This window comes from Streptomyces sp. NPDC034037 (assembly GCF_055575715.1).
In genome coordinates this window covers 1040675-1066665 of sequence record NZ_JBVISC010000001.1, presented here as the reverse complement: position 1 = coordinate 1066665, position 25991 = coordinate 1040675, and the positions used below count along the sequence as shown (strand labels likewise).

The following is a 25991-nucleotide window of genomic DNA, read 5'->3' as shown; positions in this document are numbered from 1 at the left end:
GGGATGAAATCCGCGTCCCGCCGCGTTGGGCCTCTCGGCAGGTCAGGTCGACGGGAGGCAACTGGTGGCGGACGAACGGGGCGGGTCCGGGCGGCAGGAGGCCGGCTGGGCCAAGCGGCTCACCGGATACGCGTGGCGGTACCCGAAGGACGTCGTGCTCGCGCTCGGCTCCTCGCTCGCCGGCATGGCCGTGATGGCCCTCGTGCCGCTGATCACCAAGGTGATCATCGACGACGTCATCGGGGAGGACGGGCAGGGCGGCGGCCGGTCCATGGGCCCCTGGGCGGGCGCGCTGATCGGCGCGGCCGTCCTCGTCTACGTCTTCACCTACATCCGCCGCTACTACGGCGGCCGGCTCGCCCTGGACGTCCAGCACGACCTGCGCACCGAGATGTACGGGACGATCACCCGGCTCGACGGGCGGCGCCAGGACGAGCTGTCCACCGGCCAGGTCGTCGGCCGCGCCACCAGCGACCTCCAGCTCATCCAGGGCCTGCTCTTCATGCTGCCGATGACCATCGGCAACATCCTGCTCTTCGTGATCTCCCTGGTGATCATGGCGTGGCTCTCCCTGCCGCTGACCCTCGTCGCGCTCGCCGTCGCCCCCGCCCTGTGGTTCATCGCCCGCCGCTCCCGCTCCCGGCTGCACCCCGCGACCTGGTACGCGCAGGCCCAGGCCGCCGCCGTCGCCGGTGTGGTGGACGGTGCCGTCAGCGGCGTACGCGTGGTGAAGGGCTTCGGGCAGGAGGACCAGGAGACCGGCAAGCTCCGCGAGGTCGGGCGCAAGCTGTTCGCCGGGCGGATGCGGACCATCCGCCTCAATTCCCGCTACACCCCCGCCCTCCAGGCCGTCCCCATGCTGGGGCAGGTCGCCATGCTGGCCCTCGGCGGCTGGCTGGCCGTGCGCGGCCAGATCACCCTGGGCACGTTCGTCGCCTTCTCCACCTACCTCGCGCAGCTCGTCGGCCCGGTGCGGATGCTCGCCATGGTCCTCACCGTGGGACAGCAGGCCCGCGCCGGTGTCGAACGGGTGCTCGAATTGATCGACACCGAGCCGAGCATGAGCGACGGCACCAAGGAACTGCCCGCCGACGCCCCCGCCACCGTCGAGTTCGACGACGTCGCCTTCGCCTACGAGGACGACCGCCCCGTCCTGGACGGACTGTCCTTCCAGATAGCCCCCGGCGAGACCCTCGCCGTCGTCGGCTCCTCCGGCAGCGGCAAGTCGACCGTCTCGCTGCTGCTGCCCCGCTTCTACGACGTGACGCACGGCGCCGTCCTCATCGGCGGGCACGACGTGCGCGAGCTGACGCTCGACTCCCTGCGCTCCGCCATCGGCCTCGTGCCCGAGGACTCCTTCCTCTTCTCCGACACGGTCCGCGCGAACATCGCGTACGGCCGTCCCGAGGCCGGCCAGGAGCAGATCGAGGCCGCCGCGCGCGCCGCCCAGGCCCACGGGTTCATATCCGAGCTGCCCGACGGCTACGACACCACCGTCGGCGAGCACGGCCTCACCCTCTCCGGCGGCCAGCGCCAGCGCATCGCGCTCGCCCGCGCCATCCTCACCGACCCCCGCCTGCTCGTCCTGGACGACGCGACCTCGGCGGTGGACGCGCGCGTGGAGCACGAGATCCACGAGGCGCTGCGGGCCGTCATGGCGGGCCGCACGACGCTGCTCATCGCCCACCGCCGCTCCACCCTGAACCTCGCCGACCGCATCGCCGTCCTGGACGGCGGCCGCCTCGCCGACGTCGGCACCCACGAGGAGCTGGAGGAGCGCTCACCCCTCTACCGGCGCCTGCTCACCGACCCGGACGAGCTGGGCGGCGTCTCGCCCGGCCACGCGCTCCCCGCCGACCTGCCCGAGGACACCTCCGTACGCGCCGAGCTGGACGCCGAGTTCGACGCGGAGCGCGGCATCACGCCCGCCCTGTGGACCGGCGACCGCGAGCCCAAGGACACCGCGCTGTCCGGGATGCCGTCCACGCCCGAGCTGCTCGCCCAGGTCGACGCGCTGCCCCCGGCCGACGACCGGCCCGGCATCGACGAGGCGCGGGCCGTCACCCCCGAGGAGTCGTACAACCTGCGCAGGCTGCTCGCCGGGTTCGGGCTGCCGCTGCTGGTGAGCCTGCTGCTCGTCGCCGTCGACGCGGGCATGGGCCTGCTGCTGCCCGTCCTGATCCGGCACGGCATCGACGAGGGCGTCAACCAGCTCGCGCTCGGCGCCGTCTGGGCGGCCTCGGGGCTGGCCCTCGCCGCCGTCGCCGTGCAGTGGGCGGCGCAGACCGGCGAGGTGCGGATGACGGGACGCACCGGCGAGCGGGTCCTGTACTCGCTGCGGCTGAAGATCTTCGCGCAGCTCCAGCGGCTCGGGCTCGACTACTACGAGCGGGAGCTGACCGGGCGGATCATGACCCGGATGACCACGGACGTGGACGCCCTGTCCTCGTTCCTCCAGACGGGCCTGGTCACCGCCTTCGTCTCCGTCGTCACCTTCTTCGGCATCATGGCCGCCCTGCTCGTCATCGACGTACAGCTCGCCCTGGTCGTCTTCGCGACGCTGCCGCTGCTGGTCGTCGGCACGTACTTCTTCCGCAAGTCCAGCGTGAAGGCCTACGAACTGGCCCGCGAGCGCGTCTCCGCCGTCAACGCCGACCTCCAGGAGTCCGTCGCCGGGCTGCGCATCGTGCAGGCCTTCGGGCGCGAGCGCTCGGGCGCCGAGCGGTTCGCCCGCAACAGCGACAGCTACCGCCAGGCCCGCATCCGCGGCCAGTGGCTGATCTCCGTGTACTTCCCGTTCGTGCAGTTCCTCTCCTCCGTCGCCGTCGTCGCCGTGCTGATCGTGGGCGCGGGCCGGGTCCAGGCGGGCACCCTGACCACCGGCGCGCTGGTCGCCTACCTGCTCTACATCGACCTGTTCTTCGCGCCCGTGCAGCAGCTCTCCCAGGTCTTCGACGGCTACCAGCAGGCCACCGTCTCGCTCGGCCGCATCCAGGAGCTGCTCCAGGAGCCGACCTCCACCCAGGCTGCCGACGAGCCCCTGGACGTCCTCTCGCTGCGCGGCGAGATCGCCTTCGAGGACGTGCGGTTCGCCTACAACGGCGAGGAGGCGGCCCTCACCGACGTGCGGCTGCGGATACCCGCCGGGCAGACCGTCGCCTTCGTCGGCGAGACCGGCGCGGGCAAGTCGACGCTCGTGAAGCTCGTCGCCCGCTTCTACGACCCGACGAGCGGGCGGGTGACGGTGGACGGCACCGACCTGCGCTCCCTGGACCTCACCGCCTACCGCCACCGCCTCGGCGTCGTCCCGCAGGAGGCCTACCTCTTCGCGGGCACGGTCAGGGACGCCATCGCCTACGGCCGCCCCGACGCCACCGACGCCCAGGTCGAGGCCGCCGCCCGCGCGGTCGGCGCGCACGACATGATCGCCACCCTCGACGGCGGCTACCTCCACGAGGTCACCGAGCGGGGCCGCAACCTCTCCGCCGGGCAGCGCCAGCTGATCGCGCTGGCCCGCGCCGAGCTGGTCGACCCCGACATCCTGCTCCTCGACGAGGCCACCGCCGCCCTCGACCTCGCCACGGAGGCGCAGGTCAACCAGGCCACCGACCGCATCGCCGGCAAGCGCACCACGCTGGTGGTCGCCCACCGCCTCACCACGGCCGCCCGCGCGGACCGCGTCGTCGTGATGGACCACGGGCGCGTCGCCGAGGACGGCACGCACGAGGAGCTGCTGGCCCGGGAGGGGCGGTACGCGCGGCTGTGGCGGACCTTCGTGGGGGAGCCGGTGGAGACCGCCTGAGCCCGCCGAGCCCGAGGGGGATCGCCCGCACCGGCCCGGGGTGCAAGAGCGCCCGGAACGCAAAAGCCGGGGGCCGCACGCAACCGTGTGGGCGGCGAGCCGCGTCCGTACACCAGTACGCTGATGGCACAGAGGCGGGAGAGACAGGCGTGAGCAGGGGTGGCGGCCGTGGTCGCATACGACAGCGGCTGACGCTCGGTGCCGCCGGGCTCGTCGCCGCGCTGCTGCTCGCCCTCGCGGGCCCCGGCGCGGGCGTCGCCCAGGCCGCCGCCGCCGGACCGTGCGCCGGGCACAAGGTCCGCACCCTGTCCTTCCACACCGGCCGGGTCGACGTCTTCAAGACCCGCGGCTTCGTCTGCGCGATCACGACCGCCAAGCGCCCCGGCGCCCGCAAGGCCATGTCCGTCAGCGTCCAGGCGCGCGGCAGCCGCGCCGCGCGGGACAAGGGGCGCTACACCCGCCGCGCCGGCCCGGTCGTGGTGCACGCCGGCCACCGTTGCGTGCGCGTGTCGGGGAAGGTCGGCGGGCACGGGGTCAGCACCGGCTGGATCCTGTGCTGAGACCCGCGGGCGGCTCGCAACACCCTCTGGTGCGGACCCAGTTGCTCCGTTAGGTTCCGGAGCACTGTTGTTCGGCAGGGGAGGGTGCATGCGCAAGGCGCTCAGATGGCTGTTGGCGCTCGTGGTGCTCATGGGCGCGGTGAGCACGGCCGGGGCGACGGCCGGGACGGCCGCCGCCGCGGGGACGGAGAAAAGGACCGGCGGCACCGACATCAAGGACAGGCTGCTCGCCATTCCCGGCATGAGCCTCGTCGAGGAGAAGCCCTATCCCGGCTACCGCTTCTTCGTCCTCGCCTACACGCAGCCGGTGGACCACCGGCACCCCGCCAAGGGCACCTTCAAGCAGCGCCTGACGGTGCTGCACAAGGACACCGCCCGTCCCACGGTCTTCTACACCAGCGGCTACAGCGTCTCCACGAACCCCAGCCGCCGCGAGCCCACGCAGATCGTCGACGGCAACCAGATCTCCATGGAGTACCGCTTCTTCACCCCCTCCCGCCCCGACCCCGCCGACTGGACCAAGCTCGACATCTGGCAGGCCGCCACCGACCAGCACCGCCTCTACCGCGCGCTCAAGCCGGTCTACGGCCAGAAGTGGCTGGCCACCGGAGTCTCCAAGGGCGGCATGACCGCCACGTACTACGAGCGCTTCTACCCGCGCGACATGGCCGGCGTCGTCTCCTACGTGGCGCCCAACGACGTCGTGGACAAGGAGGACTCGGCGTACGACGAGTTCCTCGCCTCCGTCGGCACCAAGGAGTGCCGCGAGCGCGTCCAGGCCGTGCAGCGCGAGGCGCTGGTGCGCAGGGAGCCCCTGTCCAAGATGCTCGCCGCGTACGCCGCGGACCACGGTGAGACCTTCCGGACCGTCGGCACGCTCGACAAGGCCTTCGAGGCCGTCGTGATGGACCTCGTGTGGGGCTTTTGGCAGTACCAGCCCGCCGGCACCGCCTGCGCCGAGGTCCCCGACGCGGCCACCATGAGCGACCAGGCCCTCTTCGACTTCGTGGACTCGGTGGGCGGCTGGTCGTCCTACACCGACCAGGGACTCGCGCCCTACACGCCGTACTACTACCAGGCGGGCACCGAACTGGGCGCGCCCACCATCCGCCAGCCCTGGCTCGGCGCCCTGAGCCGCTACGGCTACCAGCCGCCCCGCACCTTCGTGCCACGCGAGATCCCCATGCGCTTCCGGCCGCACGTCATGCGGGACGTCGACACCTGGGTACGCCACCACGCGCACCGGATGATGTACGTGTACGGCGAGTACGACCCGTACGGCGCCGAGAAGTTCCGCCCCGCGCGGGGCGCCGGGCACGACTCGTACGTCTTCACGGCGCCCCGCGCCAACCACGGGGCGACCGTCTCGCAGCTCGTCCCGGACGAGAAGGCGAAGGCCACGGAGCGCATCCAGCGCTGGGCCGGGGTCCCGTCGGCGTCGGGCAGGCCGCTGGCGGCGTACGACGCGAAGCTGGACCGGCGCGGCGTGCGGGGGGAGCAGACGCTGAGGCCGTGACGGCGGCTCCTCGGGCACCCGAGGAGCGCGCACGCCTCAGTACGTCACCGCGTCACCACGTCAGTCCGTGGCCGATCGGGTACAGCACCCGGGCCGGGTCGTCGGCCCGCCGCACCGGCACCGGGAGGCGCCCTTGGGGCGCGGCGCGGCCCGCGATCACCCGTGCCGCGGCGCGCAGTTCGACGTCCGTCCAGGAGTACGTGGCGAGCGCGGCGTCGACCGGGGGCAGGTGGGCGACGTCGTACGGGTTGCGGATCGCGAGGGTGACGACGGGGACGCCGGTGGCCTTGAGGGCGGCCACCAGGGCCCGTTGGCCGTCCTCGGCCGTCGCCGCCACCGTCGCCGTCGCCTTGTCGGGGGCGGTGGCCTCGTCCAGGGCGGCGTTGGCGGCCTGGGTGTGGTCGCGCGCGGTGGCCGCGTGCGTCGAGACGTTGTACGTCGTCACGAGGACCGCCGCCATGCCCCGCGCGGCCGCCACCGCCTTCTCGACGGCCGTGGCGTCGGGGTCCGTGCCCGTCGACAGCGCGGCGGCGCGGAAACCGAGGCCGGTCAGGGCGTCGGCGAGGACCGACGTCGGCGGGCCCGTCGTACCGGACGGCGAACGCGGGTCGGCGCCGACGACCAGGAGGTCGCCGTGGGTGTCCGGGGAGAGCGGCAGCAGGCCGGCGTCGTCGCGCAGCAGGGTCGTCGTGGCCTCCGCGATGCGGTCGGCGGCGGCGAGATGGTCGGCGGTGCCGACGGTGGCGGTCACGGTCTCCGCGGAAGGCACGAGGTCGGCGGGCGGCTTCCCTTCCGCGTCCAGAAGGCCCACGTCGGCCTTCATGCGCAGCACGCGCAGGACGGACTCCTCGATGCGGGCCTCCGTCAGCTCGCCGTCCCTGATGGCTCGAAGCACCGCCTCCCAGGCGACGCGGGGGCGCGGCGGGTTGAGGAGCTGGTCCACGCCCGCCTTCAGCGCGAGCACGGCCACGCGGTCGTCCCCGTACTTCGTGCGGACCCCGCGCATCGCCAGCGAGTCCGTGACGATCACGCCGTCGAAGCCGAGTTCCTCGCGCAGGATGCCCGTCAGGATCGGCCGGGAGAGGGTCGCCGGGTCGCCCGACGGGTCCAGCGCCGGCACCACGATGTGGGCGGTCATCACGGAGTCGACGCCCGCGGCGATCGCCGCCCGGAAGGGCGGGGCGTCGTGGCGCTCCCACTCCTCGCGGGTGTGGCGGATGTGCGGCAGCTCGGTGTGGCTGTCGTCCGTCGTGTCGCCGTGGCCGGGGAAGTGCTTGGCGGCGGTGGCGACGCCCGCGCTCCGGTAGCCCTCGATCTGCGCGGCCACGAGGCCGGCGACCGTCTCGGGGTCGGCGCCGAAGGAGCGTACGCCGATGACCGGGTTGCCGGGGTTGCTGTTCACGTCGGCGTCCGGGGCGTGGTCCTGGCGGATGCCGAGGGCGCGCAGCTCGGTGCCGGCGATGCGGGCCGCCTCGCGGGCGTGCGCGGGCGAGCCGGCGGCGCCGAGGGCCATCGCGCCGGGCAGCAGGGTCGCGGGGGCGCCGACGCGGGCGACGATGCCGTGCTCCTGGTCCACGGAGATCAGCACGGGGACGCCCGACGGGAGGGCCGTCGCTGCCGCGCGCTGGATGCCGGCGGAGAGGGCGGCGATCTGGTGCGGGTCGCGGGTGTTGTGGGCCCAGCCGAAGTAGATGACACCGCCGAGGTGGTAACGGGCGACCAGCTCGGCGGCGTCGCGCACGCCGAGTTCCTCGGTGTTGGCGGCGATGTCGTCCGGGTCGGGGTCGGTGGCGGTATGCCCGTACACGTGCATCACGAAGAGCTGGCCGACCTTCTCCTCCAGGGTCATCCCGGCGATGAGCTCGCGGAGTCGGTCGTCGTGGGGGTGGGACACGGGTGCTCCTGCGGGCCGAGGAAAACTTCCAGGAGCCACGGATATCCCGGGGTCTCGCGCCGGTCAAGGACGAAGGGCTGGACGCGGGGCAACGGTGGGGCTCTGCGCTCAGGGGTGGACGCGGGGTAACGGGTGGGTGGGTGGGAAAGCTCCTTGCGGAGCAAAGAGGAACCGAGCGCGCTCAGACCCAGTGCCGCCGCAACCCCCGTACGGTCTCCGAAACCGCCGGCCGCCCAGACGCCCCCGTACGCCACAACGCGTAGAGCCGCCGCACCGGCACGGGATCGAGCCGCACGGTGACGGCCCCGGGAGGAAGGGGCCCGCGCCCGAGCCGGGGGATGAGCGCGACCCCGAGCCCCGCCGCGACCAGCGCGACCAACGTGGGGTTCTCCTCGGCCTGATGCGCGATGTCCGGCTCGCACCCGGCCTCCCGCAGCGTACGCACCAGCCACTCGTGGCAGACGAGCCCCGGCGGCTGCGTGATCCAGCGTTCGTCCTTCAACTCCTCGCGCCGTACGGACGTACGCCCCGCGAACCGGTGCTCCGCGGGCACGACGAGGTCGCACAGGTCGTCCCCGATGACCGCCTGCTCGACGCCGGGCGGCGTGGGCAGCGGCGCGATGTCCCAGTCGTGGACGACGGCCACGTCGACCGCGCCCTTGGCGACCAGGTCGATGGACAGATGCGGGTCGACCTCGTTCATACGGGCGTCCAGCGCCGGATGCCGGCGCGCGAGGTCCGCCAGCACCTGCGGCAGCAGCCCCCGCGCCGCCGAGGCGAACGCGGCGATGGTCAGCCGCCCCGACGGCACCCCGCGCCGCTGCTCCAGCTCGGTCTCGGCGCGTTCCATGACGTCCATCAACTGCCGTGCGGTGTCCGCGAGATGCAGCGCGTCGGCGGTGAGCGCGACGCCCCTGCCCCGGCGCTCCAGAAGCGTGGTGCGCGTCTCGCGCTCCAACTTGGCGATCTGCTGCGAGACGGCGGAGGGGGTGTAGCCGAGCGCGGCGGCGGCTGCCCCCACGGTGCCGTGCACGGAGACCGCGTGCAGGGCCCGGAGCCGGGCGAGATCGAGCACGGACTGCCTCCCCATTCAACAGCGTTGCTACATCCCATCATGCAGAAATCCGTGCTGGTGCTACACGGTGGTGCCGGGTGATCCTCGACGCATGCGTCCTGCACATGTCTGTCTGGCCGTCCTCGTCACCGCCGTATGGGGCATCAACTTCGTGGTGATCGAGGTGGGTCTTGACCACTTCCCGCCGCTGCTCTTCTCCGCCCTCAGGTTCCTGGTGGCCGCGCTGCCCGCCGTCTTCTTCTTGGGGCGGCCGAAGGTGGCGTGGACATGGGTGCTGGGGGTCGGCCTCGTCCTCGGCGTGGCGAAGTTCGGGCTGCTGTTCATCGGCATGGACGCGGGCATGCCCGCCGGTCTGTCGTCCCTGGTGCTCCAGGTCCAGGCCGTCTTCACCGCCCTGTTCGCCTTCGTGGCGCTCGGCGAACGCCCGGGGCGGGTGCGGGCGGCGGGCATGTTGATCGCCCTCGCCGGCATCGCGGTCGCCGCCGTCGACGAGGGGGAGACCGGGCCGCTCACCGCCTTCGCGCTGCTGATCGGCGCGGCGGCCTGCTGGGGCGTCTCGAACGTCCTCACCCGCAAGGCGTCACCGCCCGACGCCCTGAATTTCATGGTGTGGGTGAGCACGGTCCCGGTCCTGCCGCTGCTCGCGCTCTCCCTCCTGTGGGAGGGCCCGTCCCGCGACCTCGCGGCCCTGCGCTCCCTCGACTGGGCGGGCGCGGGCATCATCGTCTACGTCGCCTGGATCACGACGGTCTTCGGCTTCGGGGCATGGGGCTACCTGCTGCGCCGCCACCCCGCGTCGACGGTCGCCCCGTACTCACTGCTCGTACCGGTCTTCGGCATGTCCGGCGCGGCACTGGTCCTCGGCGAGCCGGTGAGCGGCCTGAGGTGGTGCGCCGCAGCCCTCCTGGTGGCCGGCGTCGCCCTGACCTCGTACCCGAGGCCGACCAACGGGCCCACCCGGGTCACCCCCGTCAGCCAGGAGGGCGCCGGCCGGGTCACCCCCACCGGCCAGGCCGCCCACGTCAGCCACGAAGGCGCCAGCCAGGTCACTCCCGTCAGCCAAGCTGCCCCCGCCGCCCAGGCCCCCCGCGTCGGCCGGAGCGGGCGCACCGCCCAGGACCACCGCGCCGGCCAGAACGGCGCCGATCAGGCCACCCCTGTCAGCGGGGCCAGCCGGGCCACCCCGTGAACCAGACCACCCCGGCCCGCCGGGTCACTCCGCACACCAGCTCACCCCAGTCACCCGAGACCCCGCGTCAGCCGGCCCGGCTCAACAGCCGCGTCAGATACTCGCGGCCCGGTGCGAGCGCCGGGGCCAGCGGTGCCGCGTCCTCGTACCACCGCTTCTCGTACTCCCAGCACAGCCACCCCTCCCAGCCCTCCGAGCTGAGCACCTCCAGGCACTCGGCGAGCGGCAGGGCGCCGGTGCCGAGGGCCAGGGGCGTGGTGTCGTCCGCCGAGGCGACGTCCTTCACCTGGACGTAGCCGAGGTAGGGGGAGAGCGCGGCGAACGTGTCGGTGGGGGACTCGCCGCCGAGCCAGGTGTGCAGCACGTCCCACAGGGCGCCGACCTGGCGGTGGCCGACCGTGCCGACGACGCGGGTGACGTCGGCGCCGGTGGGGTGGGAGTCGTGGGTCTCCACGAGGATGCGCACGCCGGCGTCGGCGGCGCCGCGGGCCGCGGTGCCGAGGCGCCTCGCGGCGATCTCGTCGGCGTCGTCCGTGCTCTGTTCGGTGCCGCCTCCCGGGAAGACGCGGACGAAGGACGCGCCCAGGTCGCGGGCGAGGGCGACGAGGGCGGCCAGTTCGGCCAGGACGGGCCCGTCGTCGCCGGGCTCCGCCACGCGCACGTACCCGGCGACACCGAGGATCTCGACCCCGGCGGCCTGGAACGCGGCGGCCACGTCGGCCCGTTCGAGCGCCCCGAGCCCGGGGTGCACCGGCTCCTCGGGGTGCGCGCGCAACTCGACCCCGTGATAGCCGTTGTCGGTGGCGAGCCGCAGCACGTCGGGAAGGGGCAGACCGGGGACACCGAGGGTGGAAAACGCGAATTTCATGACTCCGACCCTGCCCCACAGAGCCCCGGTCAACCCCGCCCCCCTCTCAGCCCACCTCGCCGGCCTCCGTAAACCCACCCGTGATGAAGCCGCCGCGGAGTGGGCGCGCGTCGGGACCACCCCCGCATGCGTGGGACCACCTCTGCACGCGCTGCTTCTGCCCGAAGGTTCCGGAACCACCCCCGCATGCGCGGGGACCAAACGCCGCGACCTGCGCGTTCATGGGCTGGGTGAGGCGACTTTGCTTACTAGTGCATGAACCGACATTTCGGGCACCTGTCTTCCAATTCACGGCCCCGGAGAGGAGATCCTGTTCCTCGGTGCCCAGAGCGCCGCCCAGGAATGAGGTTACGGGCTTGTGAGTGGGCAGAGGGCGGCCCTTCTCTTATTCTGCAAAGGGTTTCTCCAGGCGGTAGTTGGCCGAAGAATCCCTGGGTCGCTCGCCGATGTCTTGGCGCGCATGGAGCAAATCGCCGCCCCTTTTCCGGTCGTCGCTCTTCTGGTGGCGCCACGGCGGGGGTCTACCGGGGCGTGCGCCGTACGAAGGTGGGCAGTGGCGGGCACTTGGTGTGGAGCCAGACGGTGGCGCCGCCGACCGAGATGGACGCCTTCACGGCGGACGTGCCGGGATGCTCCTTGGTGATGGGTGCGTCGCAGCGCCAGCAGTACCGGACGCCCTCGCTCATCGGCAGTCCTCTTCGCTGGGCTCGTAGCGCTTCAGCAACGACGGGACGCCGCGCAGGGCGCGGCAAAGACGGGCCCGCTCCTCACATTTCCCGGGGCCGCAGCGGGAACATCTGGCCTCGTGGGCACGAATACGTCTCTCCAGCAGATGCGCGGCCGCTTCTGGACCGTAGATCCAGGTGACCCGACTACTCGTTGGCGCGCTCACAGCCCGGCCTCCTGGGTGATGCGGAGCCCGAAGCCGATGAAAGCCTCGACGGTGGCAGGCTCACACAGGTCGCCCGGGAACCGTGGGGGCACCACCCAGTGCGTACCGGGCGGCTCGGTGCGGCCGATCCTCGGTACGCCGAAATAGTTGCCGACTCCCAGGCGCGGGGCGATGTCCTGGTACTTCCACGGTTGTCCGGCGCTGGGCCGCATGAGGGCGTAGTACGTGCCGCCCATGAGCCGGCCGTCGAAGATGACCGGACCGTTGAGGGCGCGTCCGAGGAGCACGGCGGTCTGCCGTGGGTCGGTCGTGCAGACCGTGGCGAGCACGAGCCGCGCGGGGAGCCTTGCCGCCTCGAAGCGATGGCCGAGCGGCAGCAGCGCGACACCGGTGTCAGCCCATTCACGCCGGGCCTGCTCGGGGGCCTGCTGAGAGCGCGCCAAGAAGTCAGCCGCGGCGCATGCGGGTTGTGGGGGATGTGCCGCTTCCCGTGCTGGGCTCTGTGTCCGTACTCTCGCTCATGTCGACTCCTCGTTGGTCGGCCTAGCCCCCGGGACCGGTCGCACGGTCGCCGGGGTCTTTCGTGTTCCGCGATCGTCCAGCGCCGCTCGGGACGTAGGAACCGCCACACTTCGGCACTTCGGGACGTCCTAGAAGGGGTAAAACGTCCCTGGAACTTGGACCTCCGACGGAGGACGGCATGCGCAACGAGCGGCTGAGAGCTGTGATGACGGCAGGGGGATGGACCTACGATTCCCTGGCCGAAAAGATGAGCGTGGACCCCAAGTCGGTGGAACGGTGGGTGAATCAGGGGCGCGTGCCGCGACGGGGAACCGCCGTGCGTGCGGCCGAGGCGCTGGGCGAGGACATACACGCGCTCTGGCCGGCCCTACGCCAGCCGCGCAATGTCCGCAGCGTCAGTCCTGAACTCGTCGCCCTGTACCCGCAGCGCGCCGACCTCCCCGTGGCTACGTACATTGACTTGTTCCGGCAGGCGCAGCGGCACATCGACGTCCTCGTCTACGCTGCCGTGTTCTTGCACGAGGCCTGTCCCAAGCTGAACGACGTGCTGGCCGCACAAGCTGCGGGAGGCTGCGAGATCCGCATTCTGCTCGGGGATGCCGGCGGCTCAAGCGTGCACCAGCGGGGCCAGGAGGAGCGCTACGGCCACGGCATCGAGTCCCGGTGCGACCTGGCTCTCATGCACTACCGGCCTCTGCTGGGAACGCCTGGCGTGCAGCTGCGCACACACGGCACGACGCTCTACAACTCCCTTTACAGGACAGATGATCAGATACTCGTCAACGGCCATGTGTGGGGCGTCAATGCTTACGCGGCACCTGTTTGGCACCTCCGACGCAATGAGGACGGCGGGATGTTCGACACCTACACGGCCAGCTTCGACGCCGTGTGGGACACAGCTCAACCGGTGGAGGAGTAGCAGATGGCGCGTACCGAGTACTTCGACGATCCCAACGCCCCCAAGCCGAACAGCCTCGTCGTGGCCGCCTCGGCTGTCGTCACCGACGAGGATGGACGGATCTTGATGCAGCGGCGCCGTGACAACGACCTATGGGCCCTGCCTGGTGGTGGCATGGACATGACCGACTCCCTGCCGGGCGCAGCGGTCCGTGAGGTCAAGGAAGAAACTGGCCTGGACGTGGAGATCACCGGCCTCGTCGGCACGTACACCGACCCACGACACGTCATCGCCTATACCGACGGCGAAGTGCGTCGGCAGTTCAACGTGTGCTTCACGGCTCGCCGAGTCGGGGGTGAGCTGGAGATCTCGAACGAGTCCACCGAGCTTCGGTTCGTCGATCCGGCCGACCTGGAGTCGCTGCCCATGCACCACACACAGCGTCTGCGCATCCAGCACTTCCTGGAGAGGCGGTCGGCCCCATACCTCGGGTAGCTCCAGGCACGGTAAAAGGCCCCCTCTCGCCCGAGGATGAGAGGGGGCATGCCCCGGGTATTGGCGGCGTGCGGGATCGAGGGCGGCCTGCGGAGTCGGTGTGTCCTCGGGCTCTGGGTCGGGGCGCCGTCGCGGCGGCACGCGAGCGCGTCAGAGCCATCGGCTGGCACCTGGAGTCTGTAGCTGTCGGGGCACGACGGCCCGGCCGCGCCGCGCCCCCCGACGGGACCCCGCTCCCCGGCGGGACCCCGCTCCCCGGCGGGATGAGTCGGGCCCGGCTCGCCCTGCGGCCCGGGCGGACCAGCCGGGCCGTCCGCGCCCCGGGCGCCAACCTCGCAGTCGGACCCGGGACCACCCCCGCATGCGCGGGGACCACCTGCGGAAGGGGCTCGCGGGACATATGCCAGCGGGACCACCCCCGCATGCGCGGGGACCACAGGGCGCGACCTGCGTGTTCATGGGCTGGGGGAGGCGACTTTGCTTACTAGCGCGTGAAGCGGCATTTCGGGCACCCGTCTTCCATTTCACGGCCCATGAGAAGAAATATTGTTACTGCGGTGCCCAGAGCGCCGCCCAGGAATGATGTTACGGGCTTGCGTGTGGGCAGGGGGCGGACATTCTCTCATTCTGAAAAGAGTGGCTTCAGAGGGTAGTTGGCCGAAGAGTCTCTGGGTCGCTCGCCGATGGCTTGGCGTGCATGGAGCGAATCACCGCCCCATTTTCCGTCGTCTGCTCTTCTGGTGGGGCCGCGGCGGGGGTCTACCGGGGTGCGCGCCGCACGAACGTGGGCAGTCGCGGGCACTTGGTGTGGAGCCAGACGGTGGCACCGCCGGCCGAGATGAGCGAGGGCGTCCGGTACTGCTGGCGCTGCGACACAACGATCACCACGGAGCATCCCGGCCGCTTCAGCAACGACGGGACGCCGCGCAGGGCGCGGCAAAGACGGGCCCGCTCCTCACATTTCCCGGGGCCGCAGCGGGAACATTTGGCCTCGTGGGCACGAATACGCCCCTCCAGCAGATGCGCGGCCGCTTCCGGACCGTAGATCCAGGTGACCCGACTACTCGTTGGCGCGCTCACAGCTCGGCCTCCTGGGTGATGCTGAGCCCGAAGCCGATGAGGGCCTCGACGGTGGCGGGCTCACACAGGTCGCCCGGGAACCGTGGGGGCACCACCCAGTGCGTGCCGGGCGGCTCGGTGCGGCCGATCTTCGGGACGCCGAGGTAGGTGCCCGTGCTGAGGCGAGGTGCGGCGGCCTGGTGCTTCCACGGCTGTCCGGGACTGGGCCGCATGAGGGCGTAGTACGTGCCGCCCATGAGCCGGCCGTCGAAGAGGACGGGGCCGTTGAGAAACCGGGTGAGGCGTTCGGCGATCTCCAGCGGGTCGTATGTGCCGACGGATGCGAGGAGGAGCTGTGCGGGGAGGCGGGCTACGTCGAAGCGCTGGCCGAGCGGAAGCAGGGCCACGCCGGTGTCTGCCCACTCACGGTGCGCTCGGCGCGACTCCTGCTGGGCGTGCGACAGCCATTTGAACACTGCTGAGAGTTGAGGTGTGACGGGCGTCATGCGTTGACGCTAGGGAGCGCAGGGTGTCCCCGACAATGGCAGTTTGACGCCCCGTCACCCCGAAGTAGCAGCACCTCACACAGCCGTGCCCAGGGCTTCGGACAACTCCCGCATGTCCGGCGTCAAGGTCCGCCTCCGGTCGACAACGTCGCTGAGGATGTCTCGCGCGTACTGTTGCTGGGCCAGCCATTCCGGTGCCGCGGCATGGACCTCACGCAGGACACCGACGGCCTCACTGTGCTGACGCATCTTGACGTGCGCACGCGCCACATCGAGCCGGTGCCGGTGATGCTCTGTGCCCTCTACCGGGCCCGCCGCGGATAGCCGCTCGGCCGTCCTCAGCACAGCGTCCGGACGGTCCAGAATGATGTCCCGCTCCGCCGTCTTGTAGGCCACTGTCCTCGGCCCCCACGTCGCCAGCCGCTCCTTGCCGGGTGGCAGCTCGCGCCCCGTGAGGACCGCAGCCGCGTGCGCCAGGCGCAGCGCATCCGCCGCCTCCCCCCGCCTGCTGTCACGCAGGCTCGTCGCCGCCACCTGCAGCAACATCCAGCCCCACGCCGCCAGTTCATCACCGGTGGCCCGGGACATGCGAGGTTCGAGATCGTCAGCCCACTGGATCGCCATCGTCCGCGCATCATCGAAGCGGCCCTGCCGAATCAGCAGCCACACCCACGTGGTCACGACCGAGGCCGCGCGCAGACGGTCGGGACTGGCGTCCAGCGCCCGGCTGAGGGCGGCCTCAGCGGACTCGTAGGCATGGACTTGCGTGAGGACGCTCCCCGCGAGCTGCAAGAGGTGCGACCGCAGGGCGCGGCCTTCGGTGTCGTGGTCGAGTGCGTCCGCGTCCCGCAGGAGGGGGACCGCGAGGGCGACGAAGTCGGAAAGGCGCTTGTCGAGGAAGGCGCTGCGGGCAGCGTTCAGCCCGTCCGCCACGGGCTGTACGTGTGCCTCGTCGCTCAGTTGGGCGGGGGGTAAATTCGAGGGCCTGCTGGAGCGGCCGCCATGCCCCGGGCGCGAGAGCGGGGCCGGCGGGGTCACGGCGGAGCAGACGAGTGGTCGTGACCCGCAGTGCCGTGGCGAGGTGGTGGACTGTCTCCAGGCGCACGTCTCCGGTGGTGGCGCCTTGTTCCAACTTGCTGATGGTCGACAGGGATACGCCGCTCGCGGTGGCCAATTCGCGCTGTCTCAGGCCCCGCCGCTTCCTCAAGTCGCGAAGACGGGCGCCGACGTCGGTGGTCCCAGGCATACTGGTGCCTCCGTTCAGAACTCGACACTCAGAACGGTACGCCTAACGGCCCCCGCTCGTGCGGGGGCCGTTGTGCTGTCGGCGCGCTTCGGGCATGACGAAGAGGCCCCCTCCCGTCCGAAGGCGGAAGGGGGACTGTTCAAGATCTGGCGCTCTGCGTTGGCGACCTGCTCGCCGTTCCGCTCAGGGGCCGGGGTAGTCCGGGTCCATCTCCGGGCCGGGAAGCTCGGTGTGTCCTTCGGACCAGTTGTTGACCCAGCCGCACAGGGCACAGGCGTACCGGCCGTTGAGGCCGCTCACCTCAGTACCGCAGCGGTAACAATTTGTGACAGTGATCTGCGCGCCCGAGGTGGTCTCGGTACCCGATGGGGGCGCGGGGCCGTCAAGCGGCTCGGTGTCCGGTAGCCACTGCTGCGTCATGAGCCGAGAGTACCTGCGTGGGGGGCTGGTAGCTGGTCTGCCAACCGCAGTTGCCACAGGACCACCCTCCGCCGGGACCCTGCTGCGTCTGTGCACCGCACTGGGGACAGTTCACGGATGCTTCCTCCCGTATAGCCATGGCGCGCCACTACCCAGGCCTTGCAGGTAGTTAGTTCACACGTTCGAGGCGCTCGGTGGGAAGTGGTGGGAGTCGCGTTGCCCGAAAACGGCAGTTGGTGGGGTCAGGGTCTGCGACGTTGCGGGTCCAGTGCCGTTTGCGGTGTCGGCGGATCGTCTGTCGCGTCGGGTTGCGGTGCGCCGTCGCGGCGGCACGCGAGCGCGTCAGGGGCATCGGCTGGCACCTGGAGTCTGTAGCCGTCGGGGCACGACGGCCCGGCCGGGCCGCGCCCCCCGACGGGACCCCGCTCCCCGGCGGGATGAGCTGGGCCCGGCTCGCCCTGCGGCCCCGGCGGACCAGCCGGGCCGTCCGCGCCCCGGGCACCAACCTCGCAGTCGGACCCGGGGCCACACCGCGACCAGCGACTGCTCGGCGTCGAGATCGGGGCCATCCCCGCATGCGCGGGGACCATAGGCGCTCCTCCCACTCCTGGGCCAGCTCCAAGGGACCACCCCCGCATGCGCGGGGACCATCCCTCACCGTGGCTCTGGCCACGGGGGCGCTCGTGGGACCACCCCCGCATGCGCGGGGACCATAGGGCGCGACCTGCGTGTTTATGGGCTGGAGGAGGCAACTTTGCTTACTAGCGCATGAACCGACATTTCGGGCACCTGTCTTCCGGTTTTACGGCCCAAGCGGGGAGCTCTTGTTACCGCGGTGTCCCGAGCACCGCCCAGGCATCGATCTTTCGCAGCGTGTGCGGTGAGACTCCGATGGAGTCGGCGAGCTGAGCGTGCGTCATCCCCCCTTTGCTCACGGAGGATTTGTATACGTGGGCCGAAGCGCAATGGGTCGGCGTACGGGTCCGGGGTCGTATCAGATGGCCCGGTCTCGCCCCTCTCTGAACAGCTCCGCACCGTCAGGGTATGGGCGGGGCCAATTTCGGGTGAGGGCTTTGGTCGGTGAACGATTGGCCGGGGCGCGAGGCCGGACCCCCTCCACCCGGAGGCGGAAGGGGGCCCTGTCAATCCCGCCCCCCTCTTAGTCCAGTTCGCCGGCCTTCGGAAACCCGCCCGTCCTGACGGCGATCTCCCGCCCGGCGAGCGGCAGCAGCAAGTCCGCACCGAACGGCACCTCCACCTCGTCGGCGTACGTCCCCGTCCTGGTGGGGTGCCGGTGCACCGTGCAGACCCCGACCTCGGGATCGATCACCCCGTACACGGGGATGCCGCACCCCGCGTACAGGCGGAACTTCTTCGCGAAGTCGTTGTCCCGGCTGCTCTTCGAGACGACCTCCAGGACCGCCTCAAGGCTGTGCCACTCGAAGCGGCCGCGGCCGTTGCGCTCGGCTCCCGGCGCGATGATCGCCAGGTCCGGCGCGTAGCCGTACTGGCTGCTCGGGAAGTCGATCATGACGTTGGACAGGATGTCGCCGTGGGCGGCGAGCTGCTGCTTGATCTGCGGGGCCGCCTCAAGGATGACTGCCCACCGGTACTCACCCTGCGGCGTCATGATGATCTTTCCGTCGGTGATCTCGACGCGGTAACCGCGGGGGAGGGTGACGCCGTCCAGTACGTCCCAGGCGCTGGGTGCATCCATGACCATGACCGCCATATGGGCCTCCTTTTCCCGGAGGGTCCAACTGCCCCGGCCTGTCCCGGACACGGCGGGGCGGGTCGGGTCGGGGCGAGGCGGGCGCGCTGGGGGTCAGAGGAACGCCAGCCGCGCCCCCAGCGCCGCGAACGTCACCGCGAAGGTGCGGCGCATCCAGCTCACCACGCGCGGACGCGAGATGACGTGGCTCCGCATCGCCGCCGCGAAACGCCCGTACGCCACGAAGACCACGAACGTGATCAGCATGAAGTACGCGCTCAGCTCGGCCATGCGCACGAAGGCGTACGGCTCGCCGGGGTCCACGAACTGCGGCAGGAACGCGAAGAAGAACAGGGTCAGCTTGGGGTTGAGGATGTTGATCAGTACGCCCGTGAGGATCGTGCGGCCCGCCGAGCGCGGCTCGGCCTCCCGCTCGGCGGTGAGGTCGCTCTTGTCCCGCAGGGTGCTCCACGCCATGTACAACAGATAGGCCACGCCCAGGTACTTGAGCGTCTGGAAGGCGACCGCGCTGGCATTCAGGAGCGCGGCGAGGCCGGTGATCGCCGCCACCATGTGCGGGACGACGCCCAGCGTGCAGCCGACGGCCGCGATCACCGCGGCCCGCGTGCCCCGGGACAGGCCCGCCGCGATCGTGAACAGCGCGCCGGTGCCGGGCGTGACACAGACGACGAGTGAGGTCAGCAGAAATTCCATGCCTCGACCCTTTCGCCACAATGGATCCATGAACAGGTCCAATGGATCGCCTCCCGACCGGTCCATAAACCGGGATGACGACACGGCAGGGCCGGACACCGACACGGCAGGGCCGGACGCCGGCACGTCACGGTCGGACGCCGACACCTCAACGTCGGACGCCAGCACCTCAAAGCCGGGCGCCGACACCACCCCCTCAGACCCGCCCCGCCCCGCCCCCCGCGAAGGCCCCGCCCCCCGCGAAGGCCTCACCGCCCGCCCCACGTCCGACTTCCTCCAGCTGGACCCCCGCGACGCCCCCAGAGGCGGCCTCGGCGACTGGCTGGCGCGGCAGATCCGGGCGGCCATCGCCGACGGTCGTCTCACCACCGGCAGCCGGCTCCCCGCCACCCGCACCCTCGCCGACGAACTCGGCGTCTCCCGCGGCGTCGTCACCGACGCCTACCGGCGGCTCACCGAGGACGGGCACGTCGCCGGGCGGGGCCGCGCCGGCACCGTCGTCGTCGCCGTGCCCCCGCCCTCCCGCCCGGCCCCCCGGTCCGCCCCCGGCACACGGCGGCCGGCGCGGCAGGAGGGCCCCTTCGCCGCCCCGCCCGACCTCGGCGTCTTCGACGCCATCCGCACCGCGCCCGCCCGCATCGACCTGTCACCCGGCCTGCCCGACCTCGCCGCCTTCCCGCGCGCGGCCTGGCTGCGCGCCGAGCGCTCCGTGCTCGCGGGCCTCACCCCCTCGGACTTCGGGTACGGGGACCCGCGCGGCACCCCGGCACTGCGCACCGCCGTCGCCCGCTGGCTCTCCCGCAACCGCGGGATCCGGGCCGACCCGGACGACGTACTGATCGTCAACGGCACCGCCCAGGCACTGCGGCTGCTCGTCGACGTACTGGGCGCCGAGGGCATCCGCGAGATCGCGGTCGAGGAGCCCGGCTCCCTCGGCGTCCGCCAGCACCTGCGCCCGCTCGCCACCCCGCCCGTCCCGGTCGACGCCCACGGCATCCGCGTCGACGCGCTGCGCGCCGCCGGCGCCCCCGCCGTGCTGCTGACGCCCGCGCACCAGTTCCCCACCGGGGTCATCCTCGGCGGCGGGCGCAGGCGCGAGCTGATGGACTGGGCCCGCGACGGCGGCCTCGTCATCGAGGACGACTACGACGCCGAACACCGCTACGACCGCCCCGCCGTCCCCGCCCTGCGCGCGCTGCTCCCCGAGCACGTCTGTTACGCGGGCAGCGTCTCCAAGCTCCTCGCGCCCGCCCTGCGCCTGGGTTGGCTGCTGGCCCCGCCCGCGTACCGGGCGGCGCTGGTGGACGCCAAGCGCCTGACCGACCTCGGCAACGCGGCCCTGCCGCAGCTCGTCCTCGCCCATCTCATGGAGTCCGGCGACCTGGAACGCCATCTGCGGCTCATCCGCAGGCACCACCGCAGGCGCAGGGACGCGATGATCGCGGCGATCCGCGCGCACCTGCCGGGGGCGGTCGTGCACGGTGCCGCGGCGGGGCTCCACCTGATGATCACCCTGGACGAGAGGGCGTACGCCGGTCCCGACACCGCCCTGGCCGCCGCCGCCCTCGCCCACGGCGTCAAGACCCACCCCCTGTCCTGGCACACCCAGCTCCCGCACCCCCCGGGCCTGGTCCTCGGCTACGCGGCCAGCCCCCCGCCCCACATCACCGAGGGCGTGCGGACGCTGGGCGCACTGACGAGCGCGGGCGCATGAACGCGGGCACGCGTACGGGCTGAGCACCGGGCACGTGCCCGGCCCAGGCACACACGGCCCACCGGCCCAGGCACGCACGGGCCCACCGGCCCAAGCACGCACGCCCCACCGGCCCAGGCACGCACGCCCCACCGGCCCAGGCACACACGCCCCACCCCACAAGCACGCACGGGCCCACCGGCCCAGGCACGCACGGCCCACCGGCCCAGGCACACACGCCCCACCGGCGCAAGCACGCACGCCCCACCGGCCTAGGCACACACGCCCCACCGGCCCAGGCACACACGCCCCACCGGCACAAGCACGCACGGGCCCACCGGCCCAGGCACGCCCCCGGACCCCAAAAGCCCCCTCGCCCGGACCCCAGAAGCCCCCTCGCCCGAACCCCAGAAGCCCCCCGTACGGACGTCGAAGCGAGGGACCGGGAGGGCGGCCCCCCCTACCCCCGGACCGGCGCCGCCGTGGACCCCCGCACCATCAGCTCCCCGCGCACCGCCGCCACGCCCCCCGGCGGCGCCGCCTCCTTGCCCATCGCGACGCGGCCCGCCCGCGCCCCCGCCTCGTGCAGCGGCAGCCGCACCGTCGTCAGGGCGGGCACCGCGTCGACGCTGAACGGCAGGTCGTCGAAGCCCGCCACCGAGACGTCGCCCGGAATGCGCAGCCCCTTGTCCCGCAGCGCCGCGCAGGCGCCGAGCGCCACCGTGTCGTTGGCGGCGACCACGGCCGTCAACTCAGGTGCGCGCCGCAGGAGTTCGACGGTGGCGTCGTAACCGGAGCGGCGGTCGTAGGGGCCGTGCACGGTCAGCGCGGGATCGTCCGCGACGGCGTACGCGGCGAGAGCCGCCCGGTGTCCTTCCAGCCGGTGCCGGGTGGTGGTGCGCTCCGGCGGTCCCGCGACGTATCCGATCCGCCGGTGCCCGAGCCCGAGCAGGTGCTCGGTGAGCTGCCGGCCGCCCCCGCGGTTGTCGAAGGTGAGCGCCACCGCGTCCGCCCCCGGCACCGGCGGCCGCCCGCACAGCACGACCCGCGTGCCCGCCTCCGTGAGCCGCCGCAGCTTCCCGGCCGTAGCGGTCATGTGCTCGGGGTCCTCGACCGCGCCGCCGGTGAGCACCACCGCGGCGGCGCGCTGGCGCTGGAGCAGCGTGAGATAGGTCAGTTCGCGCTGCGGGGAGCCGCCGGTGTTGCAGACCACGGCCATCCGCTCACCGCCCGCCCGCCCGCCGGGCCCGCCGATCTCGGACTGCACGGCGCTCGCGATGATCCCGAAGAAGGGATCGGCGATGTCGTTGACGAGGATGCCGACCAGGTCCGAGGTGGCCGCCGCGAGGGAGCTGGCGGGGCCGTTCAGGACGTAGTCGAGCTCGTTCACGGCGCGCAGGACGCGCTCGCGGGTGGCGGCCGCCACGGGGTAGTTGCCGTTCAGTACGCGGGAGACGGTGGCGGGGGAGACCTGCGCGCGTGCCGCCACGTCCGCCAGGGTCACGGTCATCTCGTCGTCCTCCGGTCACTGCCCTGGTCCGGCGCCCTTGTCCGAACCTTGTGCGGCAGGCTAGCTTCTTATCCAATAGAAAGCGCTTGCTACGAGGTCGGAGAGCGCTTGCCGCCCGTTTACGGAGGAACTCTCGTGACACGCAAGACGGTGCGTATCGCCATGAACGGCGTCACCGGACGCATGGGCCACCGCCAGCACCTCGTCCGCTCGATCCTGGCCCTGCGCGAACAGGGCGGCCTCGACCTCGGCGACGGCACCGTGCTGTGGCCCGAGCCCGTCCTGGTGGGCCGCAGGGAGCACGCGCTGCGCGCGCTCGCCGAGCGGCACGGCCTGGAGCACTTCACGACCGACCTCGACGCGGTCCTCGCCGACCCCACCGTCGACATCTACTTCGACGCGCAGGTCACCTCCGCCCGCGAGGACGCCCTCAAGAAGGCCATCGCCGCCAAGAAGCACATCTACACCGAGAAGCCGACCGCCACCGGCCTGGACGCCGCCCTCGCGCTCGCGCGGCTGGCCAGGGACGCCGGCGTGAAGCACGGCGTCGTCCAGGACAAGCTCTTCCTGCCGGGCCTGCGCAAGCTGAAGCGGCTCGTCGACGGCGGCTTCTTCGGCCGCGTCCTGTCCGTGCGCGGCGAGTTCGGCTACTGGGTCTTCGAGGGCGACTGGCAGGCGGCCCAGCGCCCCTCCTGGAACTACCGCGCCGAGGACGGCGGCGGCATCGTCGTCGACATGTTCCCGCACTGGGAGTACGTCCTGCACGAGCTGTTCGGCCGCGTACGCACCGTCCAGGCGCTGACCGCCACGCACATCCCGCAGCGCTGGGACGAGCACGGCAAGCCCTACGACGCCACCGCCGACGACGCCGCGTACGGCATCTTCGAGCTGGAGGGCGGCGTCGTCGCGCAGATCAACTCCTCCTGGGCGGTGCGGGTCAACCGCGACGAGCTGGTGGAGTTCCAGGTGGACGGCACCGAGGGCTCGGCCGTCGCGGGCCTGCGCGACTGCCGCACACAACACCGTGCCGCGACCCCGAAGCCCGTGTGGAACCCCGACCTGCCCGCCGGGCACTCCTTCCGCGACCAGTGGCAGGAAGTGCCCGACAACGACGCGTTCGACAACGGCTTCAAGGCCCAATGGGAGCTGTTCCTCAAGCACGTGTACGCCGACGCGCCCTACCGCTGGGACCTGCTGGCCGGCGCGCGCGGCGTCCAGCTCGCCGAACTGGGCCTGAGGTCCTGCGCGCAAGGCCGCCGTCTGGACGTACCGGAGATCGAGCTGTGAGCGCCCCCCGCACGGCGGACACCGTCCTGCTCCCCGCCGAGGGAGGCGGCACGCGCGCGTACCGCCCGCGCGCCGAGCCCCACCGGACGCGGGCCGGCGGGCCCCCGTTCACCTCGCGCACCGTCTTCGCCGCCGCGCACGTCGTCGCCGACCCCCGCGCGGACGTCTCCCCGGACGGCCCCGCCGCCGTCGACTGGGACGCCACGCTCGCCTTCCGCCGCCACCTGTGGTCGCACGGCCTGGGCGTCGCCGAGGCCATGGACACCGCCCAGCGCGGCATGGGCCTGGACTGGGCGGGCGCCGCCGAACTCATCCGCCGCTCGGCCGCCGAGGCGAAGGCGGTCGGCGGCCGCGTCGCGTGCGGCGTCGGCACCGACCAGCTGACCCTCCCCGCGAACCTCACGCGGGTCGGACAGGCCTACGAGGAGCAGCTCGCCGTCGCCGAGGAGGCGGGCGCCCAGGCGATCCTGATGGCCTCGCGCGCGCTGGCCGCCGCGGCCACCTCGCCGGACGACTATCTGGAGACGTACGGCCACCTGCTGCGGCAGGCCCGCGAACCGGTGATCCTGCACTGGCTCGGCCCCATGTTCGACCCCGCTCTGGAGGGCTACTGGGGCTCGGCCGACCTGGACGCGGCGACCGACACCTTCCTGGAGGTCGTCGCCGCCCACCCCGACAAGGTCGACGGCATCAAGGTCTCGCTCCTGGACGCGGACCGCGAGATCGCCCTGCGCCGCCGCCTGCCGCGCGGCGTGCGCTGCTACACCGGCGACGACTTCCACTACCCCGAGCTGATCGCGGGCGACGACCACGGCTTCAGCCACGCGCTGCTCGGCGTCCTCGACCCGCTCGGGCCGCTCGCCGCCGAGGCCGTGCGCGCCCTGGACACCGGCGACGCGAAAGCCTTCCGCGCGCTCCTCGACCCCACCGTCGAGCTGTCCCGCCACCTGTTCGGGGCCCCCACCCGCTACTACAAGACCGGCGTGGTCCTCCTCGCCTGGCTGGCCGGGCACCAGACACACTTCACGATGGTGGGCGGCCTCCAGTCGGCACGTTCGCTCCCGCATCTGGCACGCGCGTACGAACTGGCCGATGGGCTCGGCCTGTTCCCCGACCCGTCCCTGGCGGCGTCCCGGATGCGCTCGCTGCTGACCGTCCATGGAGTACCGCAATGAGCACCCCGCCGTCCCCGCCGCCCGTGTCACCCCTGCCGCTCTCGCGGCTGAGCATCAACCAGGAGACGGTCAGACAGCTCTCCCTGCCCGAACTCGCCGAGGGCTGCGTCAAGGAGGGCATCGGGGCCGTCGGCCTGTGGCGTACCCCGGTCCAGGAGTACGGGGTGGAGCGCACCGCCCGGCTCCTGCGCGAGTCCGGCCTGACGGTCACCAGCCTGTGCCGCGGCGGCTTCCTCACGGACCCCGGCCGTACGGCACGCGCGCGTGCCCTGGACGACAACCGCGCGGCGATCGAAGAGGCGGCGACGCTCGGCACCGACACGCTGGTCCTGGTCTCGGGCGGCCTGCCGCCCGGCAGCCGCGACCTCGCCGGCGCCCGGGAGCGCGTCGCCGACGCCCTCGCCGTCCTCGGCCCCTGGGCCGAGGAGCGGGGCGTCCGGCTGGCCGTCGAGCCGCTGCACCCGATGTTCGCCGCCGACCGCTGCGTGGTCTCCACCCTGGGGCAGGCACTCGACCTCGCGGAACGCTTCCCCGCGCACCAGGTGGGCGTGGTCGTGGACACGTACCACGTCTGGTGGGACGACCAGGCGCCCGCGCAGATCGCCCGGGCGGGGGCGGGCGGCCGGCTGCACAGCTTCCAACTGGCCGACTGGATCACGCCGTTGCCGGCGGGCGTCCTGCTCGGGCGCGGGCAACTGGGCGAGGGCAGCGTCGACTTCCGCGCCCTGCGCGCGCTCGTGGAGGCCGCCGGGTACGAGGGCCCCGTCGAGGTCGAGATCTTCAACGAGGCCCTGTGGGCGCGGGACGGGCGAGAGGTGCTGCGGGAGACGGCACAGCGCTTCCGCACGCACGCGTGAGCCGTGCGGTGACCCGTCCGTACGCATGCGGGACGCGCGCCGGGCCGCTACAAGGCACGTACCCGCGCCGGTGCCGGTTCGCCTCCGCACGCGTGAGCCGCG

General features: G+C 72.3%; 21 protein-coding genes and 1 pseudogene. 10 read left to right on the top strand and 12 right to left on the bottom strand.

All coding sequences use genetic code 11. From position 1 onward, the window contains the following. Window positions 1-64: 64 nt before the first annotated feature. The 3 genes from ACZ516_RS04785 (at window position 65) to ACZ516_RS04775 (ending at window position 5878) form a co-directional block, all read left to right on the top strand. Window positions 65-3802, top strand: coding sequence for an ABC transporter ATP-binding protein (locus ACZ516_RS04785; RefSeq protein WP_469008484.1), 3738 nt, complete (start codon window positions 65-67; stop codon window positions 3800-3802). Between the two features lie 149 nt (window positions 3803-3951). Further along, complete coding sequence (locus ACZ516_RS04780) at window positions 3952-4362, top strand: hypothetical protein (protein ID WP_361075934.1); 411 nt, start codon at window positions 3952-3954, stop codon at window positions 4360-4362. An 88-nt stretch (window positions 4363-4450) separates the two neighbouring features. Beyond that, entirely contained in the window at window positions 4451-5878 is a 1428-nt protein-coding gene (locus tag ACZ516_RS04775) for an aminopeptidase (RefSeq protein WP_469008483.1), read from the top strand. A gap of 52 nt (window positions 5879-5930) precedes the next feature. Here ACZ516_RS04775 and ACZ516_RS04770 read toward each other — a convergent pair whose 3' ends face one another. Further along, complete coding sequence (locus ACZ516_RS04770; protein ID WP_469008728.1) at window positions 5931-7727, bottom strand: glycoside hydrolase family 3 protein; 1797 nt, start codon at window positions 7725-7727, stop codon at window positions 5931-5933. A 226-nt stretch (window positions 7728-7953) separates the two neighbouring features. Next, on the bottom strand, window positions 7954-8847 hold the full coding sequence (locus ACZ516_RS04765; protein ID WP_361075928.1) for a LysR family transcriptional regulator: 894 nt from the start codon (window positions 8845-8847) through the stop codon (window positions 7954-7956). A 91-nt stretch (window positions 8848-8938) separates the two neighbouring features. Here ACZ516_RS04765 and ACZ516_RS04760 point away from each other — a divergent pair, with 91 nt between their 5' ends. After that, a complete protein-coding gene (locus tag ACZ516_RS04760) occupies window positions 8939-10036 on the top strand; it encodes an EamA family transporter (protein WP_469008481.1) in 1098 nt (365 codons plus the stop codon). Window positions 10037-10103: 67 nt separating this feature from the next. Here the strand turns inward: ACZ516_RS04760 and ACZ516_RS04755 are convergent, their stop codons facing one another. The 3 genes from ACZ516_RS04755 to ACZ516_RS04745 all read right to left on the bottom strand — a co-directional run bounded on the left by ACZ516_RS04755 (window position 10104) and on the right by ACZ516_RS04745 (window position 12239). After that, window positions 10104-10904 carry a sugar phosphate isomerase/epimerase family protein gene (locus ACZ516_RS04755; RefSeq protein ID WP_361075925.1) on the bottom strand — a complete coding sequence of 267 codons (801 nt, stop codon included), beginning with the start codon at window positions 10902-10904 and terminating at the stop codon, window positions 10104-10106. A gap of 521 nt (window positions 10905-11425) precedes the next feature. Further along, the gene (locus tag ACZ516_RS04750) at window positions 11426-11590 is read right to left on the bottom strand and encodes a hypothetical protein (protein WP_361075922.1); all 165 of its coding nucleotides are present in this window, start codon (window positions 11588-11590) and stop codon (window positions 11426-11428) included. A gap of 202 nt (window positions 11591-11792) precedes the next feature. Then, window positions 11793-12239: a hypothetical protein gene (locus tag ACZ516_RS04745; protein WP_469008480.1), complete on the bottom strand. Its 447-nt coding sequence runs from the start codon at window positions 12237-12239 to the stop codon at window positions 11793-11795. Window positions 12240-12496: 257 nt separating this feature from the next. Here ACZ516_RS04745 and ACZ516_RS04740 point away from each other — a divergent pair, with 257 nt between their 5' ends. Beyond that, window positions 12497-13237 carry an XRE family transcriptional regulator gene (locus ACZ516_RS04740; protein WP_469008478.1) on the top strand — a complete coding sequence of 247 codons (741 nt, stop codon included), beginning with the start codon at window positions 12497-12499 and terminating at the stop codon, window positions 13235-13237. A 3-nt stretch (window positions 13238-13240) separates the two neighbouring features. After that, window positions 13241-13711: an NUDIX hydrolase gene (locus ACZ516_RS04735; RefSeq protein WP_468751965.1), complete on the top strand. Its 471-nt coding sequence runs from the start codon at window positions 13241-13243 to the stop codon at window positions 13709-13711. Between the two features lie 759 nt (window positions 13712-14470). Here the strand turns inward: ACZ516_RS04735 and ACZ516_RS04730 are convergent. The 6 genes and pseudogenes from ACZ516_RS04730 to ACZ516_RS04705 all read right to left on the bottom strand — a co-directional run bounded on the left by ACZ516_RS04730 (window position 14471) and on the right by ACZ516_RS04705 (window position 19367). After that, the gene (locus tag ACZ516_RS04730; protein ID WP_469008477.1) at window positions 14471-14599 is read right to left on the bottom strand and encodes a hypothetical protein; all 129 of its coding nucleotides are present in this window, start codon (window positions 14597-14599) and stop codon (window positions 14471-14473) included. Between the two features lie 188 nt (window positions 14600-14787). Next, window positions 14788-15276 carry a hypothetical protein gene (locus ACZ516_RS04725; protein ID WP_469008476.1) on the bottom strand — a complete coding sequence of 163 codons (489 nt, stop codon included), beginning with the start codon at window positions 15274-15276 and terminating at the stop codon, window positions 14788-14790. 75 nt (window positions 15277-15351) lie between these two features. Continuing rightward, window positions 15352-16209 carry a transcriptional regulator gene (locus tag ACZ516_RS04720; RefSeq protein ID WP_469008742.1) on the bottom strand — a complete coding sequence of 286 codons (858 nt, stop codon included), beginning with the start codon at window positions 16207-16209 and terminating at the stop codon, window positions 15352-15354. 169 nt (window positions 16210-16378) lie between these two features. Then, window positions 16379-16522, bottom strand: a pseudogene (locus tag ACZ516_RS04715) (helix-turn-helix domain-containing protein); the annotation flags it as partial. Between the two features lie 1579 nt (window positions 16523-18101). Next, window positions 18102-18674 carry a Uma2 family endonuclease gene (locus ACZ516_RS04710; protein WP_469008474.1) on the bottom strand — a complete coding sequence of 191 codons (573 nt, stop codon included), beginning with the start codon at window positions 18672-18674 and terminating at the stop codon, window positions 18102-18104. A 93-nt stretch (window positions 18675-18767) separates the two neighbouring features. Further along, complete coding sequence (locus ACZ516_RS04705) at window positions 18768-19367, bottom strand: LysE family translocator (protein WP_469008473.1); 600 nt, start codon at window positions 19365-19367, stop codon at window positions 18768-18770. 28 nt (window positions 19368-19395) lie between these two features. Between ACZ516_RS04705 and pdxR the strand changes: the two genes are divergently transcribed. Beyond that, the gene (gene pdxR / locus ACZ516_RS04700) at window positions 19396-21081 is read left to right on the top strand and encodes a MocR-like pyridoxine biosynthesis transcription factor PdxR (protein WP_469008472.1); all 1686 of its coding nucleotides are present in this window, start codon (window positions 19396-19398) and stop codon (window positions 21079-21081) included. Between the two features lie 439 nt (window positions 21082-21520). Here the strand turns inward: pdxR and ACZ516_RS04695 are convergent, their stop codons facing one another. Then, window positions 21521-22570: a LacI family DNA-binding transcriptional regulator gene (locus tag ACZ516_RS04695; protein WP_469008470.1), complete on the bottom strand. Its 1050-nt coding sequence runs from the start codon at window positions 22568-22570 to the stop codon at window positions 21521-21523. 135 nt (window positions 22571-22705) lie between these two features. On the opposite strand from ACZ516_RS04695, the gene ACZ516_RS04690 reads away from it, so the two are divergent. From ACZ516_RS04690 to ACZ516_RS04680, 3 genes are read left to right on the top strand one after another with little or no spacing between them, the layout of a single operon-like run. Beyond that, window positions 22706-23857 (top strand): Gfo/Idh/MocA family protein, encoded by a 1152-nt coding sequence (locus ACZ516_RS04690; protein WP_469008469.1) that lies wholly within the window; start codon window positions 22706-22708, stop codon window positions 23855-23857. Beyond that, on the top strand, window positions 23854-25032 hold the full coding sequence (locus tag ACZ516_RS04685) for a dihydrodipicolinate synthase family protein (RefSeq protein ID WP_469008468.1): 1179 nt from the start codon (window positions 23854-23856) through the stop codon (window positions 25030-25032). Before ACZ516_RS04690 ends, ACZ516_RS04685 begins: the two co-directional genes overlap by 4 nt. Beyond that, window positions 25029-25889, top strand: coding sequence for a sugar phosphate isomerase/epimerase family protein (locus ACZ516_RS04680; RefSeq protein WP_469008466.1), 861 nt, complete (start codon window positions 25029-25031; stop codon window positions 25887-25889). The genes ACZ516_RS04685 and ACZ516_RS04680 overlap by 4 nt, the downstream gene beginning before the upstream one ends. The last annotated feature ends 102 nt before the right edge of the window (window positions 25890-25991 follow it).